At 70.5% G+C, this 24,064-nt stretch carries 20 protein-coding genes; 11 read left to right on the forward strand and 9 right to left on the reverse strand.

Features of this window, described 5'->3' with window-relative positions; genetic code table 11:
* Window positions 1–8: 8 nt before the first annotated feature.
* Genes KILIM_RS16715 through KILIM_RS16725 form a run of 3 tightly spaced genes read right to left on the reverse strand, consistent with a single transcriptional unit; the run spans window position 9 to window position 4,552 of the window.
* Window positions 9–1,619, reverse strand: a complete 1,611-nt coding sequence (locus KILIM_RS16715) for a PH domain-containing protein (protein ID WP_006593912.1) — start codon at window positions 1,617–1,619, stop codon at window positions 9–11.
* Window positions 1,616–2,131: a PH domain-containing protein gene (locus KILIM_RS16720; RefSeq protein WP_006593913.1), complete on the reverse strand. Its 516-nt coding sequence runs from the start codon at window positions 2,129–2,131 to the stop codon at window positions 1,616–1,618. Before KILIM_RS16720 ends, KILIM_RS16715 begins: the two co-directional genes overlap by 4 nt.
* A gap of 51 nt (window positions 2,132–2,182) precedes the next feature.
* Window positions 2,183–4,552 (reverse strand): ATP-binding cassette domain-containing protein, encoded by a 2,370-nt coding sequence (locus tag KILIM_RS16725; protein ID WP_006593914.1) that lies wholly within the window; start codon window positions 4,550–4,552, stop codon window positions 2,183–2,185.
* A 343-nt stretch (window positions 4,553–4,895) separates the two neighbouring features.
* On the opposite strand from KILIM_RS16725, the gene KILIM_RS22630 reads away from it, so the two are divergent.
* The 8 genes from KILIM_RS22630 (at window position 4,896) to KILIM_RS16765 (ending at window position 13,359) form a co-directional block, all read left to right on the forward strand.
* Window positions 4,896–5,792: a LytR C-terminal domain-containing protein gene (locus tag KILIM_RS22630; RefSeq protein WP_051988850.1), complete on the forward strand. Its 897-nt coding sequence runs from the start codon at window positions 4,896–4,898 to the stop codon at window positions 5,790–5,792.
* A 253-nt stretch (window positions 5,793–6,045) separates the two neighbouring features.
* Window positions 6,046–6,771, forward strand: coding sequence for a sigma-70 family RNA polymerase sigma factor (locus tag KILIM_RS16735; protein ID WP_051988851.1), 726 nt, complete (start codon window positions 6,046–6,048; stop codon window positions 6,769–6,771).
* Window positions 6,772–7,023: 252 nt separating this feature from the next.
* Window positions 7,024–7,746 carry a succinate dehydrogenase cytochrome b subunit gene (locus KILIM_RS16740; protein ID WP_006593917.1) on the forward strand — a complete coding sequence of 241 codons (723 nt, stop codon included), beginning with the start codon at window positions 7,024–7,026 and terminating at the stop codon, window positions 7,744–7,746.
* On the forward strand, window positions 7,743–9,743 hold the full coding sequence (locus KILIM_RS16745; RefSeq protein ID WP_006593918.1) for a fumarate reductase/succinate dehydrogenase flavoprotein subunit: 2,001 nt from the start codon (window positions 7,743–7,745) through the stop codon (window positions 9,741–9,743). Before KILIM_RS16740 ends, KILIM_RS16745 begins: the two co-directional genes overlap by 4 nt.
* Window positions 9,740–10,486: a succinate dehydrogenase/fumarate reductase iron-sulfur subunit gene (locus KILIM_RS16750; RefSeq protein ID WP_006593919.1), complete on the forward strand. Its 747-nt coding sequence runs from the start codon at window positions 9,740–9,742 to the stop codon at window positions 10,484–10,486. The genes KILIM_RS16745 and KILIM_RS16750 overlap by 4 nt, the downstream gene beginning before the upstream one ends.
* Window positions 10,487–10,805: 319 nt before the next feature.
* Window positions 10,806–11,411: a rhomboid family intramembrane serine protease gene (locus tag KILIM_RS16755; RefSeq protein ID WP_006593920.1), complete on the forward strand. Its 606-nt coding sequence runs from the start codon at window positions 10,806–10,808 to the stop codon at window positions 11,409–11,411.
* A gap of 58 nt (window positions 11,412–11,469) precedes the next feature.
* Window positions 11,470–12,714: an alpha/beta hydrolase gene (locus KILIM_RS22635; RefSeq protein WP_006593921.1), complete on the forward strand. Its 1,245-nt coding sequence runs from the start codon at window positions 11,470–11,472 to the stop codon at window positions 12,712–12,714.
* 54 nt (window positions 12,715–12,768) lie between these two features.
* Window positions 12,769–13,359: a GNAT family N-acetyltransferase gene (locus tag KILIM_RS16765; protein WP_006593922.1), complete on the forward strand. Its 591-nt coding sequence runs from the start codon at window positions 12,769–12,771 to the stop codon at window positions 13,357–13,359.
* Window positions 13,360–13,634: 275 nt separating this feature from the next.
* On the opposite strand, the gene KILIM_RS16770 is transcribed toward KILIM_RS16765, so the two are convergent.
* The 3 genes from KILIM_RS16770 to KILIM_RS16780 form a co-directional block, all read right to left on the reverse strand.
* Window positions 13,635–16,223 carry an ATP-dependent Clp protease ATP-binding subunit gene (locus tag KILIM_RS16770; protein WP_006593923.1) on the reverse strand — a complete coding sequence of 863 codons (2,589 nt, stop codon included), beginning with the start codon at window positions 16,221–16,223 and terminating at the stop codon, window positions 13,635–13,637.
* A 132-nt stretch (window positions 16,224–16,355) separates the two neighbouring features.
* A complete protein-coding gene (locus KILIM_RS16775; RefSeq protein WP_006593924.1) occupies window positions 16,356–16,997 on the reverse strand; it encodes a MarC family protein in 642 nt (213 codons plus the stop codon).
* A 91-nt stretch (window positions 16,998–17,088) separates the two neighbouring features.
* Complete coding sequence (locus tag KILIM_RS16780) at window positions 17,089–18,267, reverse strand: hypothetical protein (RefSeq protein ID WP_006593925.1); 1,179 nt, start codon at window positions 18,265–18,267, stop codon at window positions 17,089–17,091.
* A 490-nt stretch (window positions 18,268–18,757) separates the two neighbouring features.
* Between KILIM_RS16780 and KILIM_RS16785 the strand changes: the two genes are divergently transcribed.
* Together KILIM_RS16785 and KILIM_RS22640 are read left to right on the forward strand one after the other, a co-directional pair.
* Window positions 18,758–19,156, forward strand: coding sequence for a PadR family transcriptional regulator (locus KILIM_RS16785; protein WP_006593926.1), 399 nt, complete (start codon window positions 18,758–18,760; stop codon window positions 19,154–19,156).
* The gene (locus KILIM_RS22640) at window positions 19,153–19,908 is read left to right on the forward strand and encodes a hypothetical protein (protein WP_157551779.1); all 756 of its coding nucleotides are present in this window, start codon (window positions 19,153–19,155) and stop codon (window positions 19,906–19,908) included. The genes KILIM_RS16785 and KILIM_RS22640 overlap by 4 nt, the downstream gene beginning before the upstream one ends.
* Here KILIM_RS22640 and KILIM_RS16795 read toward each other — a convergent pair.
* From KILIM_RS16795 to KILIM_RS16805, 3 genes are all read right to left on the reverse strand, one after another.
* Complete coding sequence (locus KILIM_RS16795) at window positions 19,889–20,278, reverse strand: DUF2784 domain-containing protein (protein ID WP_006593928.1); 390 nt, start codon at window positions 20,276–20,278, stop codon at window positions 19,889–19,891. The two genes, KILIM_RS22640 and KILIM_RS16795, sit on opposite strands and share 20 nt — an antisense overlap.
* A complete protein-coding gene (locus tag KILIM_RS16800; RefSeq protein ID WP_006593929.1) occupies window positions 20,278–21,741 on the reverse strand; it encodes an alanine/glycine:cation symporter family protein in 1,464 nt (487 codons plus the stop codon). The genes KILIM_RS16795 and KILIM_RS16800 overlap by 1 nt, the downstream gene beginning before the upstream one ends.
* A gap of 200 nt (window positions 21,742–21,941) precedes the next feature.
* Complete coding sequence (locus tag KILIM_RS16805; RefSeq protein WP_006593930.1) at window positions 21,942–22,448, reverse strand: DUF4188 domain-containing protein; 507 nt, start codon at window positions 22,446–22,448, stop codon at window positions 21,942–21,944.
* Window positions 22,449–22,552: 104 nt separating this feature from the next.
* Between KILIM_RS16805 and KILIM_RS16810 the strand changes: the two genes are divergently transcribed.
* Window positions 22,553–23,191 (forward strand): MerR family transcriptional regulator, encoded by a 639-nt coding sequence (locus KILIM_RS16810; RefSeq protein ID WP_006593931.1) that lies wholly within the window; start codon window positions 22,553–22,555, stop codon window positions 23,189–23,191.
* The last annotated feature ends 873 nt before the right edge of the window (window positions 23,192–24,064 follow it).

Consider the following 24,064-nt stretch of genomic DNA (forward strand, 5'->3'; position numbering starts at 1 on the left):
GGTGGCTGTCAGGGCAGGAAGTCGTCGAGCATTCCGGGAGTCGTGGCGCGCATCACCGCGAGCGCCCGCGGCCACGGCACGTCGAGCACCTCGATCTTGCCGCCGCCCGCGGCCAGCGTCGCCGAGAGCGTGACGAGCCCGACGCGGCGTTGGAAGAACGACTCCGAGACGTTCCAGCCGATGATGCCGCCGGCCCCGATCGCGTCGGTGTGCTCGGGGAACAGCCCGGACCGCGCCACCAGATGGTCCCCGACGAGCGCGTGCCCGAGCCGGGCATAGCGGGCCCGCGCCAGCACGGGCGCCACCGCCAGGGCGACGACCGGCAGCACCCACAGCCACGTCCACTCCAGCCACCACCACAGCGGTGCGGTCAGGGCGGCGACGACGATCGGCAGCGCCAGGGAGCGTGTGTACCGTCGCCGGCGTGCCGCCGGACCGTGTTGCTCCAACGACACGGTCAACGGCTCCGGGTCGCGCAGCACCCGCCCCGCAACCCGCGTGACCACTTCGCGCGGCGCCGGCGGCACGAGCAGGTCACTGCCGGACTCCTGGTTCGCCGACCCGATCACCAGCGCGTCGGCCTTGGCCCCGCCCACCAGCCCCACGAGGAACGGCCGCGTCACCCGCACCCCGCGCAGCCGCCGTTCCTCCAGCGACGTCGTGCGCGTCGTCAGCAGCCCGCGCGTGACGCCGAGCGTGCCCGCCGAATGCCGCGTCAGCCGGTAACCCCAGTAACGCAGCACGTACGCGACGATCGAGGCCACGACGAACACCACGAGCACGCCCAGCACCCCCTGGACGATGGCCATCGTGAGAGTGAGACCGGTGGCGTAGTCGTAGGCCGCCGACCCGATTTCGGACTCCAGCGCGCGGCGCGTCAGTTCACCCAAGAACTGCAGGCCGACGCCGATCGCCGCGAGCATCGTCGCTAAGCCCGTAAGACTGAACGGCGCGAAGCGGATCCACCCCGCGTCGAACACCGCCAGCTCGGACTCCGGCTCATTGGTCGCGAGTGCCCCGGAGACGGTGGAGTCCGGGTCTGCTGTGGAAGGCGCCCGGTCGGCGGCCGTATTCGCGGGGTCGGCCCCGGTAGTCGCGGGGTCGTCACCGGGTGGGGTCTGCGACCGCGCGACGTGCAAGAGGTCCTCGCGCAGCGCCCGTGCTTGCTCGGCGGGCAACCCGTCGAGGACGAACGGGCGCTCGCCGCCGGTGCCGACCCGCACCGCCGCGACCCGAAGGAGCCGGTGCAGCGGGGAGGCGGTGACATCGACGGTGCGGATGCGGTCGAGTCGCGCGGTCAGCGTCGTGCGCTGCAGCAGCCCGCGGCGCACCTGAAGGTGCTCGTCGGTGATGCGGTACGACGTCGTCAGCCACGACAGAATGCCGAGGGCGATGGGGAAGATGACCGCGGCGAGGTTGGTCCACCAGGGAGCCGACCGCCCCGCCGAGCCCGCGAATACGACCACAACGAGCGCGGGCAGAAAGCGCACCACGGCCTGCACCGGCTCGATGAGCAGCATCCGGCGATCCAGGCGACGCCACGAATCCGTCGCCGCCCGCACCGTCGGCTGCGGCGGCGAGACCGGCGGCGCCGCGTCATGGTTCAGGTCGCCACTCATGTCGCGTCGCCGCGCACTTGGGAGGTGATGCGGGTGAGTTCTTCGACGAGCTCGTCGACGGTGGCACGCTCCAACCCGGCGACCCGCAGGGCGCCGGCGGCCGACGCGGTCGTCACGGTCAGCGTGCCCAGGCCGAACAGCCGCTCGATGGGCCCGAATTCGCTGTCCACGGTCTGGATCCGCGAGATGGGCGCGACGCGGCGCTCCTGGCTGATCCACCCGGACTGGGTGTAGACCGCGTCGTCGGTCACCTCCCAGCGGTGCACCCGGAAGCGCCACTCGGGCACGACGACGAGGTACACGGCAGCCAGCACCAGCACGACCCCCAATGCGAGCCACTGCCACGAGCGGTTGCCGTCGTCGAACCACATCCAGCCCACGACCCCGCCGATCGGCCAGATCCAGGTGAGCAGGGCGGCGACCCGCCAAACGACGCGCGCCCGACGGCTCACGAGGTGTGCGGGCCGACGCGGCCGCGCCTCCGGCGGAAGATCAGTCAGCTCTGTCCCCATGAGGCAAGCCTGTCACGCCCCGCCGACAAGCCTGATCACGCCGGACCGTCGCTACCCTCCGACGTACGCCGCCAGGTGCTGACCCGTCAGCGTCGAGGCGTCGGCGACCAGGTCGGCCGGGGTGCCCTCGAAGACGACGCGCCCACCGTCGTGACCAGCACCGGGGCCCAGATCGATGATCCAGTCGGCGTGCGCCATCACGGCCTGGTGGTGCTCGATGACGATGACGGACTTACCGGAGTCGACGAGCCGATCCAGCAGCCGCAGGAGGTTCTCGACATCCGCGAGGTGCAGCCCGGTCGTCGGCTCGTCGAGCACATAGATCGAGCCCTTCTCCCCCATCTGCGCCGCGAGTTTGAGCCGCTGCCGCTCGCCGCCGGAGAGGGTGGTCAGCGGCTGCCCGATCCGCAGGTACCCGAGTCCCACATCAGCGAGGCGCGTGAGCACCTTGTGGGCCGCCGGTACTTTCGCCTCCCCGTCGGCGAAGAACTCACACGCCTGCGCGACCGACATCGCCATGACCTGCGCGATGTCCTGCCCACCGAGCGTGTAGTCCAGCACCTCCGGTTGGAATCCCTTGGCGTCGCACACCTCGCACGGGGAGGAGACGGTGTCCATGAACCCCAACTCGGTGTAGATAACGCCGGCGCCCTTGCAGTTAGGGCAGGCACCTTCGGAGTTGGCCGAGAACAGCGCGGGTTTGACGCCGTTGACCTTCGCGAACGCCTTGCGCACCGGCTCCAGCAGGCCCGTGTAGGTCGCCGGATTCGAGCGCCGCGACCCCTTGATCGCGCCCTGGTCGATGACCACGACATCCTCGCGCGGGCCGAGTTCACCGTGGATGAGCGACGACTTGCCCGACCCCGCCACCCCGGTCACCGCGCACAGCACCCCCAGCGGCACATCGACGTCGACGCTTTGCAGGTTGTGCGTCGACGCGCCGCGAATCTGCGCGTGCCCCTGTGCCTTTCGGACGGACTCCTTGAGACGAGCGCGATCATCCAGATGCCGGCCGGTGATCGTGTCGGCCGCGCGCAGTCCCGCGACGGTGCCCTCGAAGCAGATCTGCCCACCGCCCGTTCCGGCTCCCGGGCCCAAGTCGACGACGTGGTCGGCGATCGCGATCATCTCCGGCTTGTGCTCGACGACCAGCACCGTGTTGCCCTTGTCGCGCAGCTGGATGAGCAGCTCGTTCATCCGCGCGATGTCGTGCGGATGAAGCCCCACCGACGGCTCGTCGAAGACGTACGTCACGTCGGTCAGCGAGGAGCCCAGGTGGCGAATCATCTTGGTGCGCTGGGCCTCTCCCCCGGAGAGGGTGCCCGCCGGCCGCTCCAGCGACAGGTAGCCCAGGCCGATCCCGACGAACGAGTCGAGCAGGTGCAGCAGCCCCTTGAGCAGCGGCGCGACCTCCGGGTGGTTCAGCCCGCGCACCCAGGTCGCGAGGTCGGTGATCTGCATGGCGCAGCAGTCGGCGATATTCACCCCGTCGATCCGGCACTCGAGCGCGTGCTGCGCCAGCCGCGTGCCACCGCACTCCGGGCATGGCTTGAAGACGACGGCCCGGTCGACGAACGCCCGAATGTGCGCCTGCATGGCCTCCCGGTCTTTCGACAGCATCGATTTCTGGATGCGCGGGATGATCCCTTCGTAGGTGAGGTTGATGCCCTCCACCTTGATCTTCGTCGGCTCCTTGTGCAGGAGGTCGTCGCGTTGCGCCTTCGTGAACTTCTTCACCGGCTTGTCCATGTCGAAGCCGAAACCCGAGAAGATGCGCCCGTACCAGCCGTCCATCGAATAGCCCGGCACGAGAATCGCGCCCTGGGCCAGCGACTTTTCCTCGTCGATGATCGCGCTCAAGTCGAAATCCGAGACCCGGCCGGTCCCCTCACACTCCGGGCACATACCGCCGGTGATCGAGAACGTGCGCTTTTCTTTCTTACCTTTGTTGGCGCCGGTCGCAATGGTCACCGCTCCCGCACCGGAGACCGAGGGAACGTTGAACGAGAAGGCCTGCGACGAGCCGACGTACGGGGTACCCACCCGGGAGAAAAGGATGCGCAACATCGCGTTGGCGTCGGTGGCGGTGCCGACGGTGGAGCGCAGGTTGGCGCCCATGCGCTCCTGGTCGACGCGGATCGCGGTGGTCAGGCCCTCAAGGTGGTCGACGTCGGGGCGGGCCAGGGAGGGCATGAAGCCCTGCACGAACGAGCTGTACGTCTCGTTGATCATCCGTTGGCTCTCGGCGGCGATCGTGCCGAACACCAGCGAGCTCTTACCGGAGCCGGAAACCCCGGTGAACACCGTGAGCCGCCGCTTGGGGATCTCCAGGCTGACGTCGGCCAGGTTGTTCTCCCGTGCCCCCTGCACCCGGATGACGTCGTGGCTGTTGGCGATCGCCGCCTGCACCCCTGCCTCCATCTGCGCTCCCCTCCTCGGGCGGGCCGACTGCTCGATGTCCCGCCTGCTCCTGTGGCCCGATCAGGGTAGCCCCGCCGCTGCCTGTCGCCGGTCCACCCGCAGCGGCGCCGGGCCCCGCACCGGAGGCGCCTGCGGACCCGAATCTGGGGGTCACCTGAGGGGCGTCTGGGGTGGCGCTGATACCGGGGCGGGCATCGACGCCTGACCGTTATGTGTCGTTGCCTGATCCGTCATCTAGGCCGATTAGGGTTGTGTCCGTGCGGAACTCCCGCACATCGCCCATTCCGATGACGGCCAGGGGGGCCAGGCCGCAGCATGCCGTTTCTGGGGAGTAGTGGAGGTCATGAAGTTCTTCGGACGACGTCCGTCGATCAGCGCAGGGCGCGCACAACGCCGACGTCAGGAGCGTCGCCGCGCAGGATGGTTACGACGTAACCGGCGGCTCGGGATCGCCGCCTTCGTCAGCGTTCCGGCGGTCGCGCTGGGCACGGTGACGATGGCGGGTGCCTACGGGTACAACCTCATGAGCTCGTCGTCGCCGACCTGCACCCCGCAGGTGGTGCGGGCACCCGAGCGGGACAGCTTTCGGCTCACTGTGCTCAACGCGTCGGGCTACAACGGCAAGGCGACCCCCATCGGCAAGGAGCTGCTCAAACGCGGCTTCGATGTGGCGGAGGTCGGCACGGTGCCATCCGGCGGGTTGATGTCGGGTCAGGGCACGATCAACTACGGGGCGGACGGGCGCGACCAGGCGCTGCTCGTGGCAGCCCAGGTCAAGGGGGCGAACCTGCACTTCGACGGGCGCCAGGGCCCATCGGTGTCGTTCGTCATCGGCGGCACGTTCCCAGGGCTCGTGGAGGTGCCGCCGCCCCCGCCGCCGCTGCCGCAGGAGGTCACGGTCAACGTGTACAACACGACCTTCCGCAGCGGGTTGGCCACCGACGTCAGCAATCAACTCACCGACCGCGGCTTCGTCACCGGCAAATACGGCAACGACCCCGACAACGGCTTCCTGCCCGACGACGTCGCGGTCATCCGCTACGGCGAGGACGGCGCGGAGGGCGCGCGGCTCGTCGCCCAACACGTGCCCGGCGCCCGACTGCAGCAGGTGCCGCGCGTCAGCAAGTCGGTCGATGTCGTTCTTGGCAACCGCTTCGAGCAGCTGACCGACACCGCGTTGGTGCCGACCCCGCCTCCGGTCGAGCCGGCACCGCCGGAGACCGTGACCCGGCCGTGCTGAGCGAGCCGAGCGCGGACTGAGCCGCCTGTAGGGATGCGGTTGGTCCGCCCCGTTGGCCTGCCCGTTCGTCGCCGCCACCCCTCGTGGCGGCGACGAACGGGACTTGTGTCCAGATCGTCGCGAGTGATTGACTGTGTGCACCAGGTCACAGGCCAAACACGGTGCTGGGTGACCACATCGAAGGGTCCGAGCGATGGCCACCCTCGACAGCCCCCGCGCCGCACCTGGCGCAGCACCCCATCCTTCTTCAGATGTGAAGCGCGCCGATGAGCTGCTGACGCAGTTGCAGCACACCCCCGCCGAAGCCGACCGGCAGGCCTTGCGCGACGAGATCGTCACGCTCACCATCGGCGTGGCCGACAGCGCCGCCCGCACCTTCTGGTACCGCGGCATCGAACGTAACGACCTGACCCAGGTCGCGCGCCTCGGCCTCATGAAGGCCATTCGGGGGTACGACCCGAGTGTCGGCGCCGGCTTCGTGGCCTACGCCCTGCCGACCATCACCGGCGAGCTCAAGCGCTACTTCCGCGATCAGGGCTGGCTGGTGCGCCCGCCGCGATCCCTGCAGGAGATGCGGCCCCGCCTGGGCCTGGCGCAGGAGGCGCTGCGGGCCCGGCTGGGGCGCGAGCCGACACAGGCCGAGCTGGCGGCGTGGCTGGAGGTCGAGGAGCAGGTCGTCACCCAGACCCGGCTGGCCTCCCGCGGATTCACGGCCGAGCCGCTGGGCCCACCGCAGGAGGAGGGGCAGGGCGCCGACTGCGCCGCCGCGGATACCTACCGCGAGATCGAGGAGTGGGAGAGCGTGCGGCCAGCCCTGCACTCCCTCACCGACCGGCAGCGGACGGTGCTGCGGCTGCGCTTCGTCGACGACCTGACCCAAGCCGAGATCGGCGCCCGCGTCGGCGTCTCCCAGATGCAGGTCTCGCGCATCCTCTCCGGCTGCCTGGCCCAACTGCGCGAGCAGGTGCACGCCGCTTGAGGCTCCCCTGCGGGAGATCGGCCGACCCGCCGAACGGCGGGAGTGCGGCGGCCGGTCTCCCCACCTGATCGGCGGCGGCGTGGCTCGGGGGGCTGCGCCGCCGCTGCCTTTCTGCGGTTCGGGCTTCGGTTCGGGCTTGCCGTATGGCTGCTGTTGTTCATCGGCGATCGAAGTCGCCGGGCCGTGCCGCCGGACCGGCGGCGGGAACGCCGGTAGCGTCGAACTCGGACGACTTTGCACCGAGAGGGCGCGATGACCGCATCCACCACGACCACCCCGACGACCGGCACCCGCACCCGACGGGCCCCGCTGTGGGCCTTGAAGCTCGTCATGTCGGTCACCGGCATGATCTGGGCGTTCTTCGTGCTCGTGCACTTGTTCGGCAACCTGAAGATCTACTTCGGCGCCGCCGGCTTCGACCACTACGCGCATTGGCTGCGCGAGATCGGCTACCCGCTGATCCCCCACGAGGGGGTGCTGTGGGCGCTGCGGATCACCCTGATCGTCGCGTTGGTCGCGCACGTCACCGCCGCGGTGCTGCTGCTGCGCCGCTCCCGGGAGGCGCGTGGCGGGGTTCGGGCGCGGCGCACCGGGTCGCAGATGTGGTTCGCGACGTTCATGCTGCCGACCGGCCTGATCCTGCTGGCGTTTCTCGTGTTGCACGTGTTCGACATGACGTTGGGGGTGCAACCAGCCGCTCCGGCCGACTTCACCGCCGCCACCGACGGCGGCTCGCCGGCCGCGAATCTCGTGGCGTCGCTGTCGCGCCCGTGGGCGGCGATCGCCTACGCGGTGGCGATGCTCGCGGCCGCGGCGCACGTCGCGCACGGAGCGCTGCTGGCCGTCAACGACCTCGGCGCCACGGGCGCGACGGTGCGGCGGGTGGCCGTGTGGGTCGGGGCGTTGGCCGCGATCGCCATCCTGTTGGGCAACGCGAGCATCCCCGTCGCCGTACTGACCGGAGTGCTGTCATGACCGACCTGGCCGACCAGACCAACCCCGACCAGACCACCCCCGACACCGTCACGCCCGACAAGATCGCCCACGGCGCCGACCTCGACGGCCGCATCCCACCGGGTGACCCGGCGACCGCCTGGCAGCGGCGCCGCGACGAGTACCGCCTCGTGGGGCCGCTGAACCGGCGCAAGTTCACCGTCGCCGTCGTCGGCACCGGGCTCGCGGGCGCCGGGGCCGCCGCCGCGCTGGCCGAACTCGGCTACGACGTGCACGCGTTCACCATCCACGACGCCGCCCGCCGCGCGCACTCCGTCGCCGCCCAGGGCGGCATCAACGCCGCCCGCGCCCGCAAGGTCGACGGCGACTCCATCCGCCGGTTCGTCGTCGACACCGTCAAGGGCGGCGACTTCCGCGGCCGGGAGGCCGAGGCGTACCGGCTCGGGCAGGAGTCGGTACGGGTCATCGACCACATGAACGCCATCGGCGCGCCATTCGCCCGCGAGTACGGCGGCAGCCTGGAGACGCGTTCGTTCGGCGGGGTGCAGGTCTCGCGCACGTATTACACCCGCGGGCAGACCGGGCAGCAGGTGCAGATCGCCGGCGCCCAGGCCCTGCAACGACAAGTCGGGCTCGGTCGCGCGACCCTGCACACCCGCTCCGAAATGCTGGACCTCGTCGTCGAGGAGGGTCGCGCCCGCGGGGTCGTCACCCGCAACCTGGCGACGGGGGCAATCGAGGCGTGGCCCGCGCACGCCGTCGTGCTGGCGACCGGCGGGTACGGCTCGGTGTACTTCCACTCGACGCTCGCGGTGAACAGCAACGCCTCCGCCGCGTGGCGCGCGCACCGGCACGGAGCGCTGCTGGCCTACCCGAGCTTCGTGCAGTTTCACCCCACCGCGCTGCCGGTCAGCAGCGAGTGGCAAGCCAAGACGATCCTCATGAGCGAGTCGCTGCGCAACGACGGCCGCATCTGGGTGCCCGCCGCGCCCGGCGACGACCGCGACGCCAACTCCATCCCCGACGCCGAACGCGACTACTACCTGGAGCGGATGTACCCGGCGTTCGGCAACCTCTCCCCGCGTGACATCTCCAGCCGCGCGGCCACCGAGCGAATCCGCTCCGGGCACGGGGTCGGGCCGCTGAAGAACAGCGTGTACCTCGACTTTCGTGACGCCCGCGAGCGGCTCGGGCGGGACGTGCTCAAGGCCCGCTACGGCAACCTCTTCGAGATGTACCACCACGCCACCGGCGAGGACCCGTACGAGGTGCCGATGCGCATCGCGCCCGGCGCGCACTTCACGATGGGCGGCCTGTGGAGCGACTACGACCTCATGACGACCCTGCCCGGGCTGTTCGTGGCCGGGGAGTCGGGGTGGGCGTATCACGGGGCCAACCGGTTGGGCGCGAATTCGCTGCTGTCGGCGTGCGTCGACGGGTGGTTCACGATTCCGTTCGCGCTGCCGAATTACCTTGCGCCGCAACTGGGTCAGACATTGCCGTCGGCTGACTCGGCGCCTGTTCAGGAGGCGTTGGCCCGGGTGCGTGCGCGGGTGCAGGCGTTGTTGGACGTCGGTGGGGATCAGGCCCCGGCGACGTTCCACCGGCGACTCGGGGAGATTCTGTACCGCGGCTGCGGGGTGTCGCGTTCGCGGGAGGGCTTGGAGGCGGCGATCGGCGAGGTCGAGGAGCTGCGTTCGCAGTTCTGGCGGGACGTGCGGGTCGCCGGGTCTGGGGATCGGCTGAATCAGGTGCTCGAGCAGGCGGGTCGGGTCGCGGACTTCCTCGAACTCGCCGAACTCATGTGCGTCGACGCGCTGGACCGGCAGGAGTCGTGCGGGGCGCACTTCCGCACCGAACATCAGGACGCCGGGGAGGCCCGGCGCGACGACGAGCACTGGGCGTTCGTCTCCGCGTGGGGCACCGCCGATGCGGGGGCCGGTGGGCTGAGCTTCACCCGGCACGCGGAGCCGCTGGAGTTCGAGTCCGTGGCGCTGGCGACGAGGAGCTACCGATGAAACTCACGCTGCGCATCCACCGACAAGACGGGCCGTCGGCTCCTGCCCGCACCGTCTCCTATGAGGTCGAGGGGTTGGCGCCGCAGATGAGCCTGCTCGACGCGCTCGACCTGTTGAACACGCGGCTCGTGGAGTCCGGCGACGACCCGGTGAGCGTTGAATCGGACTGCCGCGAGGGCATTTGCGGGGCGTGCGGGATCACGGTCGACGGGCGTCCGCACGGGCCGCAGGCCAACACCCCGACGTGCCACCAGCGGCTCGGCGCGTTCGCCGACGGGGCGACCGTGACGTTGGAGCCGCTGCGGTCGGGGGCGTTCCCGGTGGTGCGGGACCTCGTCGTCGACCGGTCTGCGCTGGACCGGATCATCGCCGCCGGCGGGCACGTCGGGCTGGACGCCGGCACCGCCCCGGATGCCGACTCGGTGCCGATCACCGCGGGCGTCGCCGAGGCGGCCCTCGACATGGCCGCGTGCATCGGCTGCGGGGCGTGCGTCGCGGCCTGCCCCAACGGAGCCGCGCACCTGTTCGCCGGGGCCAAGCTGACGCACCTGGCGCTGCTGCCGCACGGGTCGCTCGAACGCTCCACCCGCGCCCGGGCCGTCAGCCGCCGGTTGGACGAGGAGTTCGGCCCGTGTTCGCTGTACGGCGCGTGCGCCCAGGTGTGCCCGGCGCACATCTCCCTGACCGCCGTCGCCGCCGTCCCCAAGCAGCGCCTCCGCGCCCTCTTCCGCCGCGACGGGTAGACCCGCGGGCGCTCGCGGCCCCGTCCACATCCTGGGCGTTGCGCTCCCTGTCGAGCGTCGCGGTCGCAACAGCAACCCTCGGCAGCAAGGGCAACCGTCGACGGGAGGGCCGCGCGCGTCCGACAGGAGAGGAGAGCGGCACGCGTCGCCACCCCGAAGCCCACCCCTCCGTCCACATCCTGGGCGTCGCGGTCCCTGCCGAGGGTTGCGGTCGCAACAGCAACCCTCGGCAGCAAGGGCAACCGTCGACAGGGGGTGGGCAGCGGGCGGCGGGCGTCCCACCAGGATCGGTTCAGGGTTGCCTGGCAGGCTTGGGCGGGTGACGACTCTGAGCCGCCGCCCCGCCAGCCCGAACCTGCCGACGTGGCTGCACCGAGTGGTGCCCGTGTTCGTCCTCGTGGCGCTCATGTGGGTCAGCGAGATCGTCGACACGATCCTCCCGGCCGACCTCGACCTGTTCGGCATCGTGCCCCGCACACTCGACGGGCTGCCGGGCATCGTGCTCAGCCCGTTCCTGCACCTGGGGTTCGCGCACCTCATCGCCAACACGTCGGTCCTCATCGTGCTGGGTGCACTGATCGCCTGGACGACCAAGCGGCTGTGGGCCCTAACCATCGGCGTGATCCTGCTCAGCGGCCTGGGCGTGTGGCTGCTCGGGCCACAGAACTCCATCACGATCGGCGCCAGCGGGCTCGTCTACGGGTACGCGACATTCCTGGTCGTCTACGGGTTTGTGGTGCGCCGCTTCTGGGCTGCCCTGCTCGGTCTGGTGGTGTTCGGGGTTTACGGATCCATGATCTGGGGCGTGTTGCCGCTGCAGCCCGGAGTCTCGTGGCAGGCCCACCTCTTCGGCGCCCTCGCCGGCATCTTCCTCGCCGTGCGTCTCGGCCGACGCGACCGCGTCACGTGGCAACCGGTGATCTGAGCCGCTCGCTGCAGCGAATCCGCCCCACGGCACCCATGCGGCCTTCAGGATGGCTTCGATGACCGACGCCCAGCACCCCGCGCACCAGAACGAAGTGACGCAGCCCGAATCTCCGGCTGCCCGCTGGGCGTCCCGGCTCGTCGTCGCAGGGGTGGCGTTGACGGCCGCGTGGCTGGCGGCGCTGACCCTCGGCGTGTTCGCTCCTGGCCTCCCGCGCCTGGGCGCCTATGGGGCGGTGATGGCGGGTGACAGCTTCCGGGCGATGCTCTTCGCGCTGGGGGTCACCGCAGTCGCCGCGTGGCTGTGGTGGCGGCGGCGCACGGCGTTTCGGGCGCTGGTCGTGGCGATGGCCGCGTTCGCCCTCATCGGCACCGGGTATGTCAGCGGCCGGCTCGTCGCGACCGCCCGCGCGGAGAGCGTCGACCTGCAGGTCGCGCCCCTCTTCGGCCTCGGCGGCACGGACGCCCGCGATCCCGACGCCGATGTCGTCTACCTGCACGATCAGGGCGAGGATCTACGGATCGCGCTGTGGCAGCCGCCCGCCCCAGGCCCGGCATCGGCGGCCCGGCGGGCTCCGGTGGTGGCGCTCGTACACGGCGGCGGGTGGATCGGCGGCAGCCGCCTCGACCCGCTCCAGACGGCCCGCGCGACCTGGCTGGCCGACCAGGGATACCTCGTCGCGAGCGTCGGCTACTCCCTCTCCGGGCCCGACCGACACCTGTGGGACGCGCAAGAACCGCAGCTCGCGTGCGCCCTGACGTGGCTCGGTCAGCACGCGCGCGACTATGGCGGCGACCCCACCCGGCTGGCGATGGTCGGCGACTCCGCGGGCGGCAACCTCGTGCTCGACGTGGCGTACCGCGCCGCCGCCGCCACGGCGACTTCCGCCTGCGAGGGGCCGATACCGCAGGTCAAGGCGGTGTCGACGCTGTACCCGAATGTCTCGCCCGCCGGTTTCTACGCCGCCGACCGCACCGGCTCCGGCCTGGCCGCCACGATGACGCAGCGGCACACCGGCGGCACCCCGGCCGAGGTGCCGGAGCGGTACGAGGCCCTCACCCCCGCCAACCACCTGACGGCCGCCGCACCGCCCACGCTCATGGTCGTGCCGAACGGCGACCGCTTCGTACCCCCTGCGGACGCCTACGCCCTGGCCGACACGCTGAGCGCCACCGGCGTGCCCAACCATCTCGTGCGCATCTACGCCGCCGACCACATCTTCGACGCCAAGTCCGGCAGCGCCGGCGCGCAAATCTGGCGCCAGGCCACCCTCGACTGGTTCCGGGCTCACGAGCTCGGCTGAGCAACTGCCGGCCAGCGGTCACCGTTCGTCCCCTGCACGTGCTGTGCTGGGGGCATGAGCCAGACGTGGACGACGCACGCGGTCACCCCGGAGCGGTTCGACGACTTCGCGGACGTCATCAACCCCAACCGACGCGCCACCCACTGCTGGTGTCTGTCGCATCGGTTGGGCGCCAAGGAGATTCGTGAGCTCGGCGGCGACCGGGAACAGGTGATGCGCACCTTGTGCGAGCGCGACGTACCGCCTGGCGTCGTGACCTACCGCGACGGGGTTCCGGTGGGCTGGTGCAACATCGGGCCGCGCGCGGAGATCCCCCGGCTGGCGAATTCGCAGCTGATCCGCCCTGTCGATGACGTGCCGGTATGGAGCGTCGTGTGTGTCGTCGTGCGCAGTGGGCATCGCCGGCAGGGAGTGGTGGCGCAGCTCATCGAGGGCGCCGTGCAGTGGGCCGCCGGCCATGGCGCCCCGGCGGTCGAGGCCCACCCGGTCGATCCGCCGGGGCGGATGGACACCACCATGGCGTTCGTCGGCACCCGCGCCATGTTCGAGCGCGCCGGCTTCGAGGTCATCGGCACCACCGACGCTGTGGCCTCAAAGATGCCGCGCCTCGTCATGCGCCGAGTGCTGCGCGGGCAGCCCGCCTGACTCGTCCGCACCCCCGTCGGGGCGCCCCCGACACGTTCTCGACCGGTGGTGCTGGCCGACGTAGCGACTTCTTGACGTACCCGGGCCGCCACTGCGCGCGAGGCATTTCACATCACTGCAGGTCAGCGCCCTGAGCCCATTTTGCCGCCACTCCCGGGTACGTCAAGAAGTCGCTACCTTCTGTAAGCGCAGTGACGGGGGCGCCAGGCTCGGCGCCCCCGTCACGGGCTGGGGCCTGCGGTCAGGACTTCTTGGCGGTCAGGGCTTCTTGGCAGTCAGGACTTCTTGACGGCCTGCTTGCTCTCGGGCTTGGCCGGCGCCTCCACCGCGCCCTCCGCCGAATCTTCGACCCCAGCCTCCGGGGCCTCGGTCGCCACCGTGCTCTCGTCGCCATCCGGCCCGATGACCTGCAGGTCCAGGTCGTCGTCGGCGACCACGACCCGCACGGTGTCGCCCGCGCCGACGGTGCCGGCCAGCAGCAGCTTGGAGATGCGGTTGTCGAGCTCGCGCTGGATGGTGCGGCGCAGCGGCCGGGCGCCGAACTCCGGCTCGTAGCCCTCGCCGACCAGCCAGTCCTTGGCCTCCTCGGACACCTCCAAACCCACGTCCTGGGCCCGCAGCAACCGCTGGGTCGACCCGAGGATGAGGTCGACGATCTGCCGCAGCTCCTCCTTGGCGAGCCGGTGGAAGATGACCGTCTCGTCGATGCGGTTGAGGAACTCGGGGCGGAAGTGGCTGCGCAGCAGCTCCATGATCTTGGGCTCGAGCTCCTTGAGCTGCTCGTCGTCCTTGGCCTCGAGGATCAGGTGCGACCCCAGGTTGCTCGTCAGGATGATGATCGTGTGGGTGAAGTCGACCGTGCGGCCCTGCGCGTCGGTCAGCCGCCCGTCGTCGAGCAGTTGCAGCAGCGTGTTGAACACGTCGGGGTGGGCCTTCTCGACCTCGTCGAACAGCACAACCGAGTACGGCTGGCGACGCACCTTGTCGGTGAGCTGACCACCCTCGTCGTAGCCGATATACCCGGGCGGCGCACCGACGAGCCGAGAGACGGTGTGCTTCTCCTGAAACTCGCTCATGTCGAGGCGGATCATGCGGCCCTCGTCGCCGAACACCGCCTCCGCCAACGCCTTGGCCAGCTCGGTCTTGCCGACGCCGGTGGGGCCGAGGAACAGGAACGACCCCAACGGACGGTTCGGCGCAGCCAGCCCGGCCCGCCCGCGCCGCACCGCCTCCGCGACGGCCTGCACCGCCTCGGCCTGGCCGATGACCCGCCCGTGCAGCGTGTCTTCGAGCTTGAGCAGCCGCGCCCGCTCCTCCTCGGTGAGGTCGGCGACGGGGATGCCGGTGCGCCGGGAGACGACCTCGGCGATGTCGACGACCGTGACGTGCGGCTCCTCACCCTCCGTGCCGCCCTCGAGCTTGGCCTCTTCAGCCTGCAACGAGTTCTTGAGGTCGGCGGCCAGGTCGTACTGCTCGCCGGCGACGGCCGACTCGATCTCCCGCTTGAGGCGCGCGACCTCGTCCTCGACCTTGCGGGTGTCGGCGTCGGAGGTCTTGTGCTTCAACCGAACTCGTGCGCCGGCCTGGTCGACGAGGTCAATCGCCTTGTCGGGCATGAACCGGTCGGTGATGTACCGGTCGGAGAGCTGCGCGGCGGCGATGAGCGCATCGTCGTCGTAGACCACGCCGTGGTGGGACTCGTAGACGTCGATGAGGCCGCGCAGGATCTCGATGGTGTCGTCGACGCTCGGCTCGCTGATCATCACCGGCTGGAAGCGCCGCTCCAATGCCGGGTCCTTCTCGATGTACTTGCGGTACTCATCGACGGTCGTCGCCCCGATGGTGTGCAGCTCGCCGCGGGCCAGTGCCGGCTTCAGCATGTTGCCGGCGTCCATCGCGCCGTCACCGCCGGCGCCGGCACCGACCACGGTGTGCAGTTCGTCGATGAACAGGATGAACTCGTCGGAGTGCTCCTTGACCTCTTCGAGGAGGTTCTTCAGGCGCTCCTCGAATTCGCCGCGGTACTTGGCGCCGGCCACCATGCCGGCGATGTCGACGGAGATGACGCGGCGGCCGGCCAGCGAGCTGGCGACATCGCCGTTGACGATCCGCTGGGCGATGCCCTCGACGATCGCCGTCTTGCCGACCCCCGGGTCGCCGATGAGCACGGGGTTGTTCTTGCGGCGACGAGAGAGGATCTCGACGGTCTCGGCGATCTCCTCCGAACGCCCGACGACGGGGTCGAGTTTGCCGGCCTTGGCCTCGGCGGTCAGGTCGCGGCCGAACTCGTCGAGCGTCGGCGTGGAGCTCTGCCCCTGCCCCTGGCCGCCCTGACCACCTGGACCGCCGCGCGCCTGGCCGCCTCGCGCCGGTTTGCCGGGCGCCTCCAGCACGGAGCCGGTGAGCAGCTTGGCGGCGGGGCTCTCGCGGTTGGCGGCGATGCCGATGAGGATGTGCTCGGGGCCGATGTAGCCGACGCCGGATTCGGCGGCCTGCTGCTGGGCGTACCGGATGGCGGCGCGCAGGCGCGGGCCGAGGCGCTGTTCGTCGGCGTCTTCGGGCAGCGCCGCGAGGATGTCCGCCATCTGCGCCGCGACGGAGTCGGGGTCGAGGTTGAGCTGGCTGAGCATCCCGCGCCCCGGGTCGTTGGAGGCCGCCGCATAGAGCACGTGCTCGGGGGTCACCTCGGCGTTGTCCCGCTCGACGGCAGCCTCGGTGGCGTCGGAGAGCAGCCGCTTGGCGTCGTCGGTCAGCAGGCGGTTGAGGTCGACCCGTTGCACGGGCCGCTGGCCGGGCATCTGCCCGAAGAAGCGGTTGAAGATGTCGTCGAACGACGACCCGGGGCCCATCGGCCACTGCGACATGGGGTTCTCCGATCACGTGGATACACGGTTCCGCGCAGTGGGCTGCGTCACTCCAGTGCGCGCTGTTCCACCCTTCCCGAGCACTCCCGCCGGGGCAACCCTTTCGTCGTCACCTGCGTGGACTGAATCGAGTTAGCCGCCGAGGCCGGGAAGCAGGGCCTTGAGGCCGGCAACGACCATCTGCACGGCGATGGCCGCCAGGATCATGCCCATGAGGCGCGTCATGATGACCCGCATCGTCTGACTCATGTGATGCCCGATGTTCGGGGCGAACCACAGCACGGCGAACAGCAGGGCGAGTACGACACCCAGCGCGGCGCTCACGGCGATGTACCCGGCGGCGCCGTCGGCGTGACTCGTGAAGACGATGATCGTCGTGATCGTGCCGGGCCCCAGCATCATCGGGAAGGTGAGCGGGTAGAACGACACGTCGCCCTGGGCGGCCTGGTCGGACTGGTGCTGCTTCTCGTCGGCCGATCCGGAGTGGGCGCTGCTGGCGCCGTTGAGCATGCCGAGCGCGATCATCAGCAGCACGATGCCGCCGGCGACGCGGAAGTCGTCGACGGTGATGCCGAAGAAGCCCAGCACCGCGCTGCCGCTGACCACGATGACGGCCGCCAGCATGAGCGAGTAGAGCACCACCCGCACCGCCGTGTGACGTTGGCGTTTGAGCTCGAACCCGGCGGTCAGCGCGAGGAACATCGGCAGCGCGACGAACGGGTTCATGATGGCGAAGAACCCGCCGAAGGCCTGCACGAAGAGGGAGACGTCCATACGCCACTTACTACCAGTCGGCGGCGCCCACGAGACGGCCCGGAGGTGGCCGGCCGGTGCCGCCGTTCGCCCACCTTTCGCTCGGGTTGCGTCAGCCACCGGCCAGGAGGTAGGCGGCGGCGGTGTGCAAGAACTCGGGGATGTCGTCGGGCACCGCGCGAGAGTCGAGGCAGTCGGTCCAGACGCCGACGTGCGCGTCGAAGCGGCTCGGGGGTCCGCCCCGCTCGGCGGCGCTCCGCCAGGCGGTCGCCCAGCGCACCCCGTCGGCCTCCTTGACGAGCACCGTCGTGCCGGCCGCGTAGGCAGCGGAGGCGGAGGGCTCGGCGGGGTGGAAGCCGAGGGCGGTCGCGCGTTGGCGCACCCCCGCGAGTTGGGCCTGGGTCAGCGAATGGACGGCCGCGTCGAAGGCCAGTTCGCCGTTGCGGCGGTCGCCGGACCACAGTCGACCACTGGCGCCTGCGCAGTCCCGCATCGCCAACTCGCTCGTACCGGCGACGCCGCTGGGTGCGGCAGCGCCAGGGAGCGGTGAGTCGCCCGTGAGTGCTGCGGCGTTCGGTTGGGCGTCGGGTGGCAGGGTGATCGACTGGCGCACCTGGGCGAATCCGTCCTCGGCGGAGCGGGCCTCACCAGGTCGCCCGTCGAACGCGACCAGCGCCCCCAGCGCGCAGACGAGCAGCAGCAACGCGACGCCGACAGTCGCTAGTGGACCGATCACCCCGCTACCCCAGCGGCGCACGCGAGAGGCGGGGCCGACGTCGATGAGCCGCACCGACTCCGGCTCCGGAGGGGGTCGGTCGCCGGGGCGGCCGCCGAGCCGAGGCCGCTGCGCGAGGAGGCGACGGGCCAGTTCGCGGGCGATCCGCGGCTCCTCGCAGACCAGGGCCGAGCCGTCGCCCAGATGCACGAGGGTCTGGGTGCCGCGCGCCTGGTACCACTCGCCGCTGGCGGAGCGCCGCAGCGTGTTCTCGTCGTCGACGACCACGCTGACCAGGGATGTCAGGGGCAGACTCAGCGGCCGCAGCAATCGTCGGGCGTGCACGTGCGCCCCGTCGAGCTGCACGGCGTGCACCAGCGTGCCGTGCCAGGCGAAGGCGAGCGCCAGCAGCGCAACGTACGCGAGCACGCCGAGTTGCGCGGCTCGATTGCCGGGCCACAGCGTGAGCGCGTAGAGGCAACCGGCCAGCCCGGGCAGCCCCGCGAGCGCGATGAGAGCCAGCGCGCGCACCGGTCGGGCGACGGTGAGGATCCAGCCGGTCGCGGTCTTGCGCACGCGACGCCTCGACCCCCCGGACGCCCCCACCGAACGCCGTGGGTGGCCCGGCGACCGAGACCCTCTGGACCCTCCGGAGCCCGGCGCCTGTGATGCGCCCGCGGACCCACGAGCCTGCGCGGACGTCGAGGACGACGACATCGGTGCGGTCGACACGGGCGCCTCCCCTCGAGCTCCACGCACCTGAGCTGGTCGGCCGGTGCCGGTAGGGGCTAAGCATCCCAGCCGAAGGCGACGCCCAACACCGAAATGCCATGTCCTTTAGTCCCGCTCGGCAGCACGGGCAGCATCTTGCGCGCCCTGCCGAGCGCCCCCGGGGTCGCCGCCGCCCCACGATGCCCGACCCACTGGCTCGCTAGGCAACGCGAGCAGCATGTTGCCCTGCGCGCCTAGCGCCCTGAGGCGTCGAAGATGCCCAGTGCTCTGGGGCATCGAAGGCAGCCTGCCTAGCTAGGTTGACACGCTGACTAGTCAGGCACACAATCTAGGTATGGCAACTGAGGAGGAGTGGCCCAGCGACTGGCTGCGCGGGGTCCTGGGCCTCGCGGTGCTCGCCGCGCTGACGAGGGGTCGGCGGCACGGCTACGCGATCGCCCAGGAGCTGGCCGACGCGGGCCTGGGCACCGTCAAGGGCGGCACGCTGTACCCGCTGCTCGGCCGGCTCGAAGCAGCCGGCCACGTCGAGGCGCACTGGCAGCCCGGAGCGGGTGGGCCGGGTCGCAAGGTCTACGCGCTGACCTCCGCGGGCGCGGAGTTTCTCGCCGAGCGGGCCGACCGCTGGCGAGCCTTCACCGACGTCACGCGCCACGTCATCGAGGGTCGCGCGACAACGACAGCCGCGACATCCACAGCAGCAAGGACAGCAGCAAGGACAGGGGACCAGGCATGAACACGAACAGGAGCACCGCGATGGGCAAGGCACACGACCACGACCTGGCGGCCATGGCGCCGCACGCAGAGCCGGAGTGGGTCGACGCGTTCGTCGTCGAACAGCGCGTGCTCGGCGTGCCCGGCACCCGCATCGGCGACGCGCTCGCCGTCATCGAGGGGCACCTGTGCGAAACCGGTGAGAGCGCCGCCGAGGCGTTCGGCCCAGCCACGGAGTACGCCCGGGAGTTGGCGTCGAGCGAGGGCAGCGGATCGTCGGGTCTGGGCGCGAGCACCATGGTGTCCGGCGCGTTGGGCCTGGCGGGCATCGTGCTGTTGCCGCGGGCCGTCACCGGATGGCTCGAGGCCGCGCCGGTGACCGTGACGACCGGGGACTTCGTCGTCGCCGGGCTGTTGGCCGCACTCACGGCGCTGGTGTTGGTCTTCCCGGAGCGCGCGATCCGGCTCATCCTCGACCGACCGGTGCTCGCGTTTCTCCTCGGGCCGCTGCTCGTGGGCGTCTTCGTCGCCGCGTTCGTGCTGTGGCGCACCCCGGTGGTCGACCTGCCGGCGCTGGCGGTCGGTCTCGTCGCCGGGGCCGGCCTACTCGTCGCGGCGGTGCTGAGCTGGCGGGAGCCGGCCGACCTCGTCGCCGACCCGAGCGGCCGGACCTACGGATCAGCGCGGGCGACGCGACTGACGACCGCGCTGGCCCTGCCGATCATCGCCCTGCTCATGTGCCTGGTCTCCTGGGTTACCTGGCTGCTGACCTAGCCGACCGGCGGCGCAGGAGCAGCAGCGCAACGTAGCCGACCCACGAGACGACGACCACGGAAGCGACGAGCAGCAGCACCTGGGGGTTGAGCTCGGCGGGGTACATCACGTCCTGGATGTAGGTGTCGATGAACCCGGTGGGCACGAGCCCGGGCTGCCCGGCGTTCAGACGTGCCCACTGTTCGATCTCGGTCAGTGGGCACGTCCAATGCCAGGCCTCGATACCGAATGCCCAGATGGCCGTGACGAGATGCACCCAGATGAGGCGAGGTCGGCGCCAGGCCCAGAATCCGCCTCCGATGAGAAAGGCGATGAAGCCGAAGTGCAGCAGCATCGCGACGTTCGCGATGATCAGCCACACCCAGATCATCAGCGCACCCGATCGCTCTCGGTGCGCTCACGGATCTTGGCCCACACGGGCGCGTTGTGGATGCCGACATCCTCCGGATCGAAGACCGGATCGCGGCCCTCGCGGCGTTGCCGCACGTAATCGCGGTAGACGCGAATGGCGGTGCCGCTGAGTAGCACGAGCGCGATGAGGTTGATCCACGTGTAGAGGCCCAGGCCGAGGTCGGCGAGGTTCCACGCGACGTCGGAGGAGCGGAACGAGCCGAGGAGGATCGACCCGGCGAGCACGAACACCATGACGCGATTGCAGATGCGCTCCCAGCGCGGGTTACGCACGATGTAGGCGACGTTGGTGTCGGCGTAGAACGCGAACGAGAGCAGGGTGGTGAACGCGAAGAAGAACATCGCGACGGCCACGAACGAGGAGCCCACCCCAGGGAACACGGTGTCGATCGCCGTCTGCGTGTACGCCGGACCCGCGGAGAGGCCGGGCACGTACTCGATGATCGTCGTGCCGTCGGGATTTTCGACGTTGTAGCTGTTGGTCACCAGGATCATCAGGCCGGTGATCGTGCAGACGAACAGCGTGTCGACGTACACCGAGAAGCCCTGGGCCAGGCCCTGCTTGGCGGGGTGGGAGACCTCCGCGGCGGCGGCGGCCTGCGCCCCGGAGCCGGTGCCGGCCTCGGAGGAGTAGATCGCCCGGCGCACGCCCCACATGATGACCGCGCCGAGCATCCCGCCGAACATCGATTCGGCGCCGAACGCGCTGGCGAAGATGAGGCCGAACATGCCCGGTACGGCGTCGGCGTTGAGGGCGAGCACGACGAGCCCGGCGAGGATGTAGGCGGCGGCCATGACCGGCACCACGAGCCCGGCGACAAGACCGATGCGCTTGAGGCCCCCGAGCACGACGGCCAGGAAGAGGATCACGACGAAGACGCCGGTGATCCACGGCTCGATGCCCCAGGCCACGTCGACGGATTCGGCAATGCTGAACGCTTGGATCGAGGGACCGGTGACCGCGCACGCGAAGACGGCGGCGGCGGCGTACGCGATCGCCATCCACTTCCAGCCGATGCCCTTTTCGATGTAATAGGCGGGGCCGCCGCGGTATTCGCCGTGCACCTCCTCCTTCCACACCTGCGCCAGCGAACATTCGGCGAGGGCGACGGCCGAACCGACGATTGCGGTCATCCACATCCAAAACATCGCGCCCGGCCCACCGAAGTGGATGGCGGTGGCGACGCCGGCGATATTGCCGACGCCGATGCGCCCGCCGAGGGCCATGGCGAACGCCTGGAACGAGGAGACGCCCTGTTTGGAGCCGGTGCCGCCGATGAGCAGGCGGGCCATCTCGCCGACCCGCAGGATCTGCGGAGCCGCCATGCGGATCGTGAAGTACACGCCGAGGAGCAGCACGAGCGCCACCATCGGCGTGCTCCAGAGCTTCTCGACCAGCCACTCGATCTGGGTGTCGAACATGGGCATCCCCTTAGGTGGCCGGCCGAAGAGCGGACGACGGCGCGAACCACAGTGGTGTGCGGAGGTGAAGCGGGCTGTTGGCCAGCGAACCTACCCGCCGCGGGGGACGGCCGCGCGCTGTGCGGCGGCGTTTCGGCCAGAAGCCCCGTCAGGATGCCCAGTTCAAGGGGGTTCGTTCAGGGGTGAGTTCGGGGGTGAGTTCAGGAGGCCGTGGCCAGGCGGCCGCCGAGGCGTTCGCGGGCTCCGCGGCCGCGACGGGTGGCCTCGACGAGGCCGGTGGCGGCGCCGAGTCCCACGCCGGCGCCGTTGCCATAGAAGGTCTCGACTCCCCCAGCGGGCACGACGTAGGTCTCGTGCCAGATGCCGACGGCGCCCGGATGCCGGCGGGCCGCGTTGTTGAAGGCGCGCCACGCGGGCACGTGTGCGTGGTCGCGCAAGTGGGCGTAGGCGTAGAGGTGTTCGACGCTGCGCCAGTACTGCACGACCCACGGCCCCTTGCCGCCGAACAGGGTGTCGGCGCCGAGAAAGCCCAGGTCGTCGGCCTCGCCGCGGGCGGCCTGGGCCTTGTTGCGGTGCAGCTCGGCGAGCATCTTGGGCATGGCGGCGAAGACCGGCAGCCACAGGTCGGGCCGGTGGGGTTTGCGGATCGTCATGCCGATGTGGAAAACGACGAGGTCGCCCTCGTGCGCGTGCGTCTGACCTTGCATGGCAACTCCCGGGATCTGCGGGGACGCCTGCGGCATCCAGTTAGATACTGACACTCCCCAATATTGGTGAGAGTTACTATCCAATGTCAAGAGGTGGTGATGGGATGCGGATGTCGGGTTTGGCGGAGGCGACCGGGGTGCCGGTGGCGACGTTGAAGTACTACCTGCGCGAGGGGCTGCTGCACGCGGGTCGGGCGACCTCGCGCACCCAGGCCGAGTACGACAACTCCCATGTCGAGCGGGTGCGGCTGGTGCGGGCCCTCACGGAGGTCGGTGGGCTGAGCTTGGCGACGGTGGGTCGGGTGTTGGCGGTGATCGAGGAGCCGAACCTGGAGCGTACGGAGGTCTTGGGGGCGGCGCAGCGCTCGCTGCTGGGGGTCGATCGGGTGGCGATCCCGCCGCGGGACGTCGAGGAGCCGTGGGCGCAGTCCCGCACGCATGCCTGGCTGGCGGGGCGCGGCTGGCTGGTCGATCCGCGGGATCCGGTTGTCGAAGACCTGGACCGCGCCTGGTCCGCCTGCGACGCGGCGGGCATCGGCCTCGACGAGGCCCGCATGGATGCCTACGCCGACGCCGCCGAGCAGATCGCGGTCATCGACGTCGACTCCGTACCACCCGAGCCGCAGGCCGCCGTGCGCCAAGTCGTGCTCGGCACCGTCCTCGTCGACCCGGTCCTTGCCGCCCTACGCCGCCTGGCCCAACAACACACAGCGGTCTCCCGAGAGGTCAGTGCCCAGGGGTAGTCAGCGGGCGGCGGCGGCACACAGCAAGTCCTGTGGTGCGGGGTACCGGGCGATCCCGCTTAGGTAGCGAAGGTGAACTGTTCGCTGGGTAAGGCCTTGCACTCGGGCATCCTTGCCGGTCGAGATGGTCCGCTGCCGCTGCTTTCGCCGTCGGCCTCATCGCCAGCACTGCGGCGTGGTTGGTTGCCGATGGGGGTGCCGTCGGCGCGGGTCCATGCGACCCCGGTGGGGGTGACTGTTCCGATGTGTCCGTGGCGGTGGATGACGGTGTGGTGGTGCCGGCAAACGCAGGCCATGTTCCACTCGGTCGTCGGTCCGCCATTGGCCCAGTGAATGAGGTGGTGTTTGTCGGTCCAGGCCGCCGGTATTCGACACCCCGGGTATGTGCAGGTTTTGTCGCGCAGCTCAAGGGCGGTGACCAATCCCGGTTTGGCGAGCCGGTGGGCGTGGCCCAGGTCGAGGAGTTCGCTGCGGGTGCCGAGGACGGCGGGATGATCTGCGCGTCGCAGGCCAGCATCCGCACATCGCCGGGTGAGAGGACCTGCCCGTAGCGGGTGGTGCCGCAGCCGGCGACGCTGGAGCGGATGGTGTGGTGTCCGAGGTCGCCGGAGTCGAGCACTCCGGCACTGGAGCCGAGCATGTGGTGTCCGAGGTCGCCGGAGCTCAGCACGCCCGCGCTGAGCGCGCCTGTGCTGCTGGCTGCGAGCGTGCCGTGCCCGCAGCATGGTCCGTTGCCAGGGTTGCTTGCGTGGCCGTTGCCTCGATCGAAGCCGGCGGGTGTGTCGATGTCGGTCGCTGTCTCGGTCGGGGCGAAAGCACCGGGGTGGGCGCTGGCCGTGGCCTCCGCCTCGGCCGGGAACTACCCGAGCTGCT

The sequence above is a fragment of the Kineosphaera limosa NBRC 100340 genome (assembly GCF_000298215.1).
GTDB lineage: Bacteria > Actinomycetota > Actinomycetes > Actinomycetales > Dermatophilaceae > Kineosphaera > Kineosphaera limosa.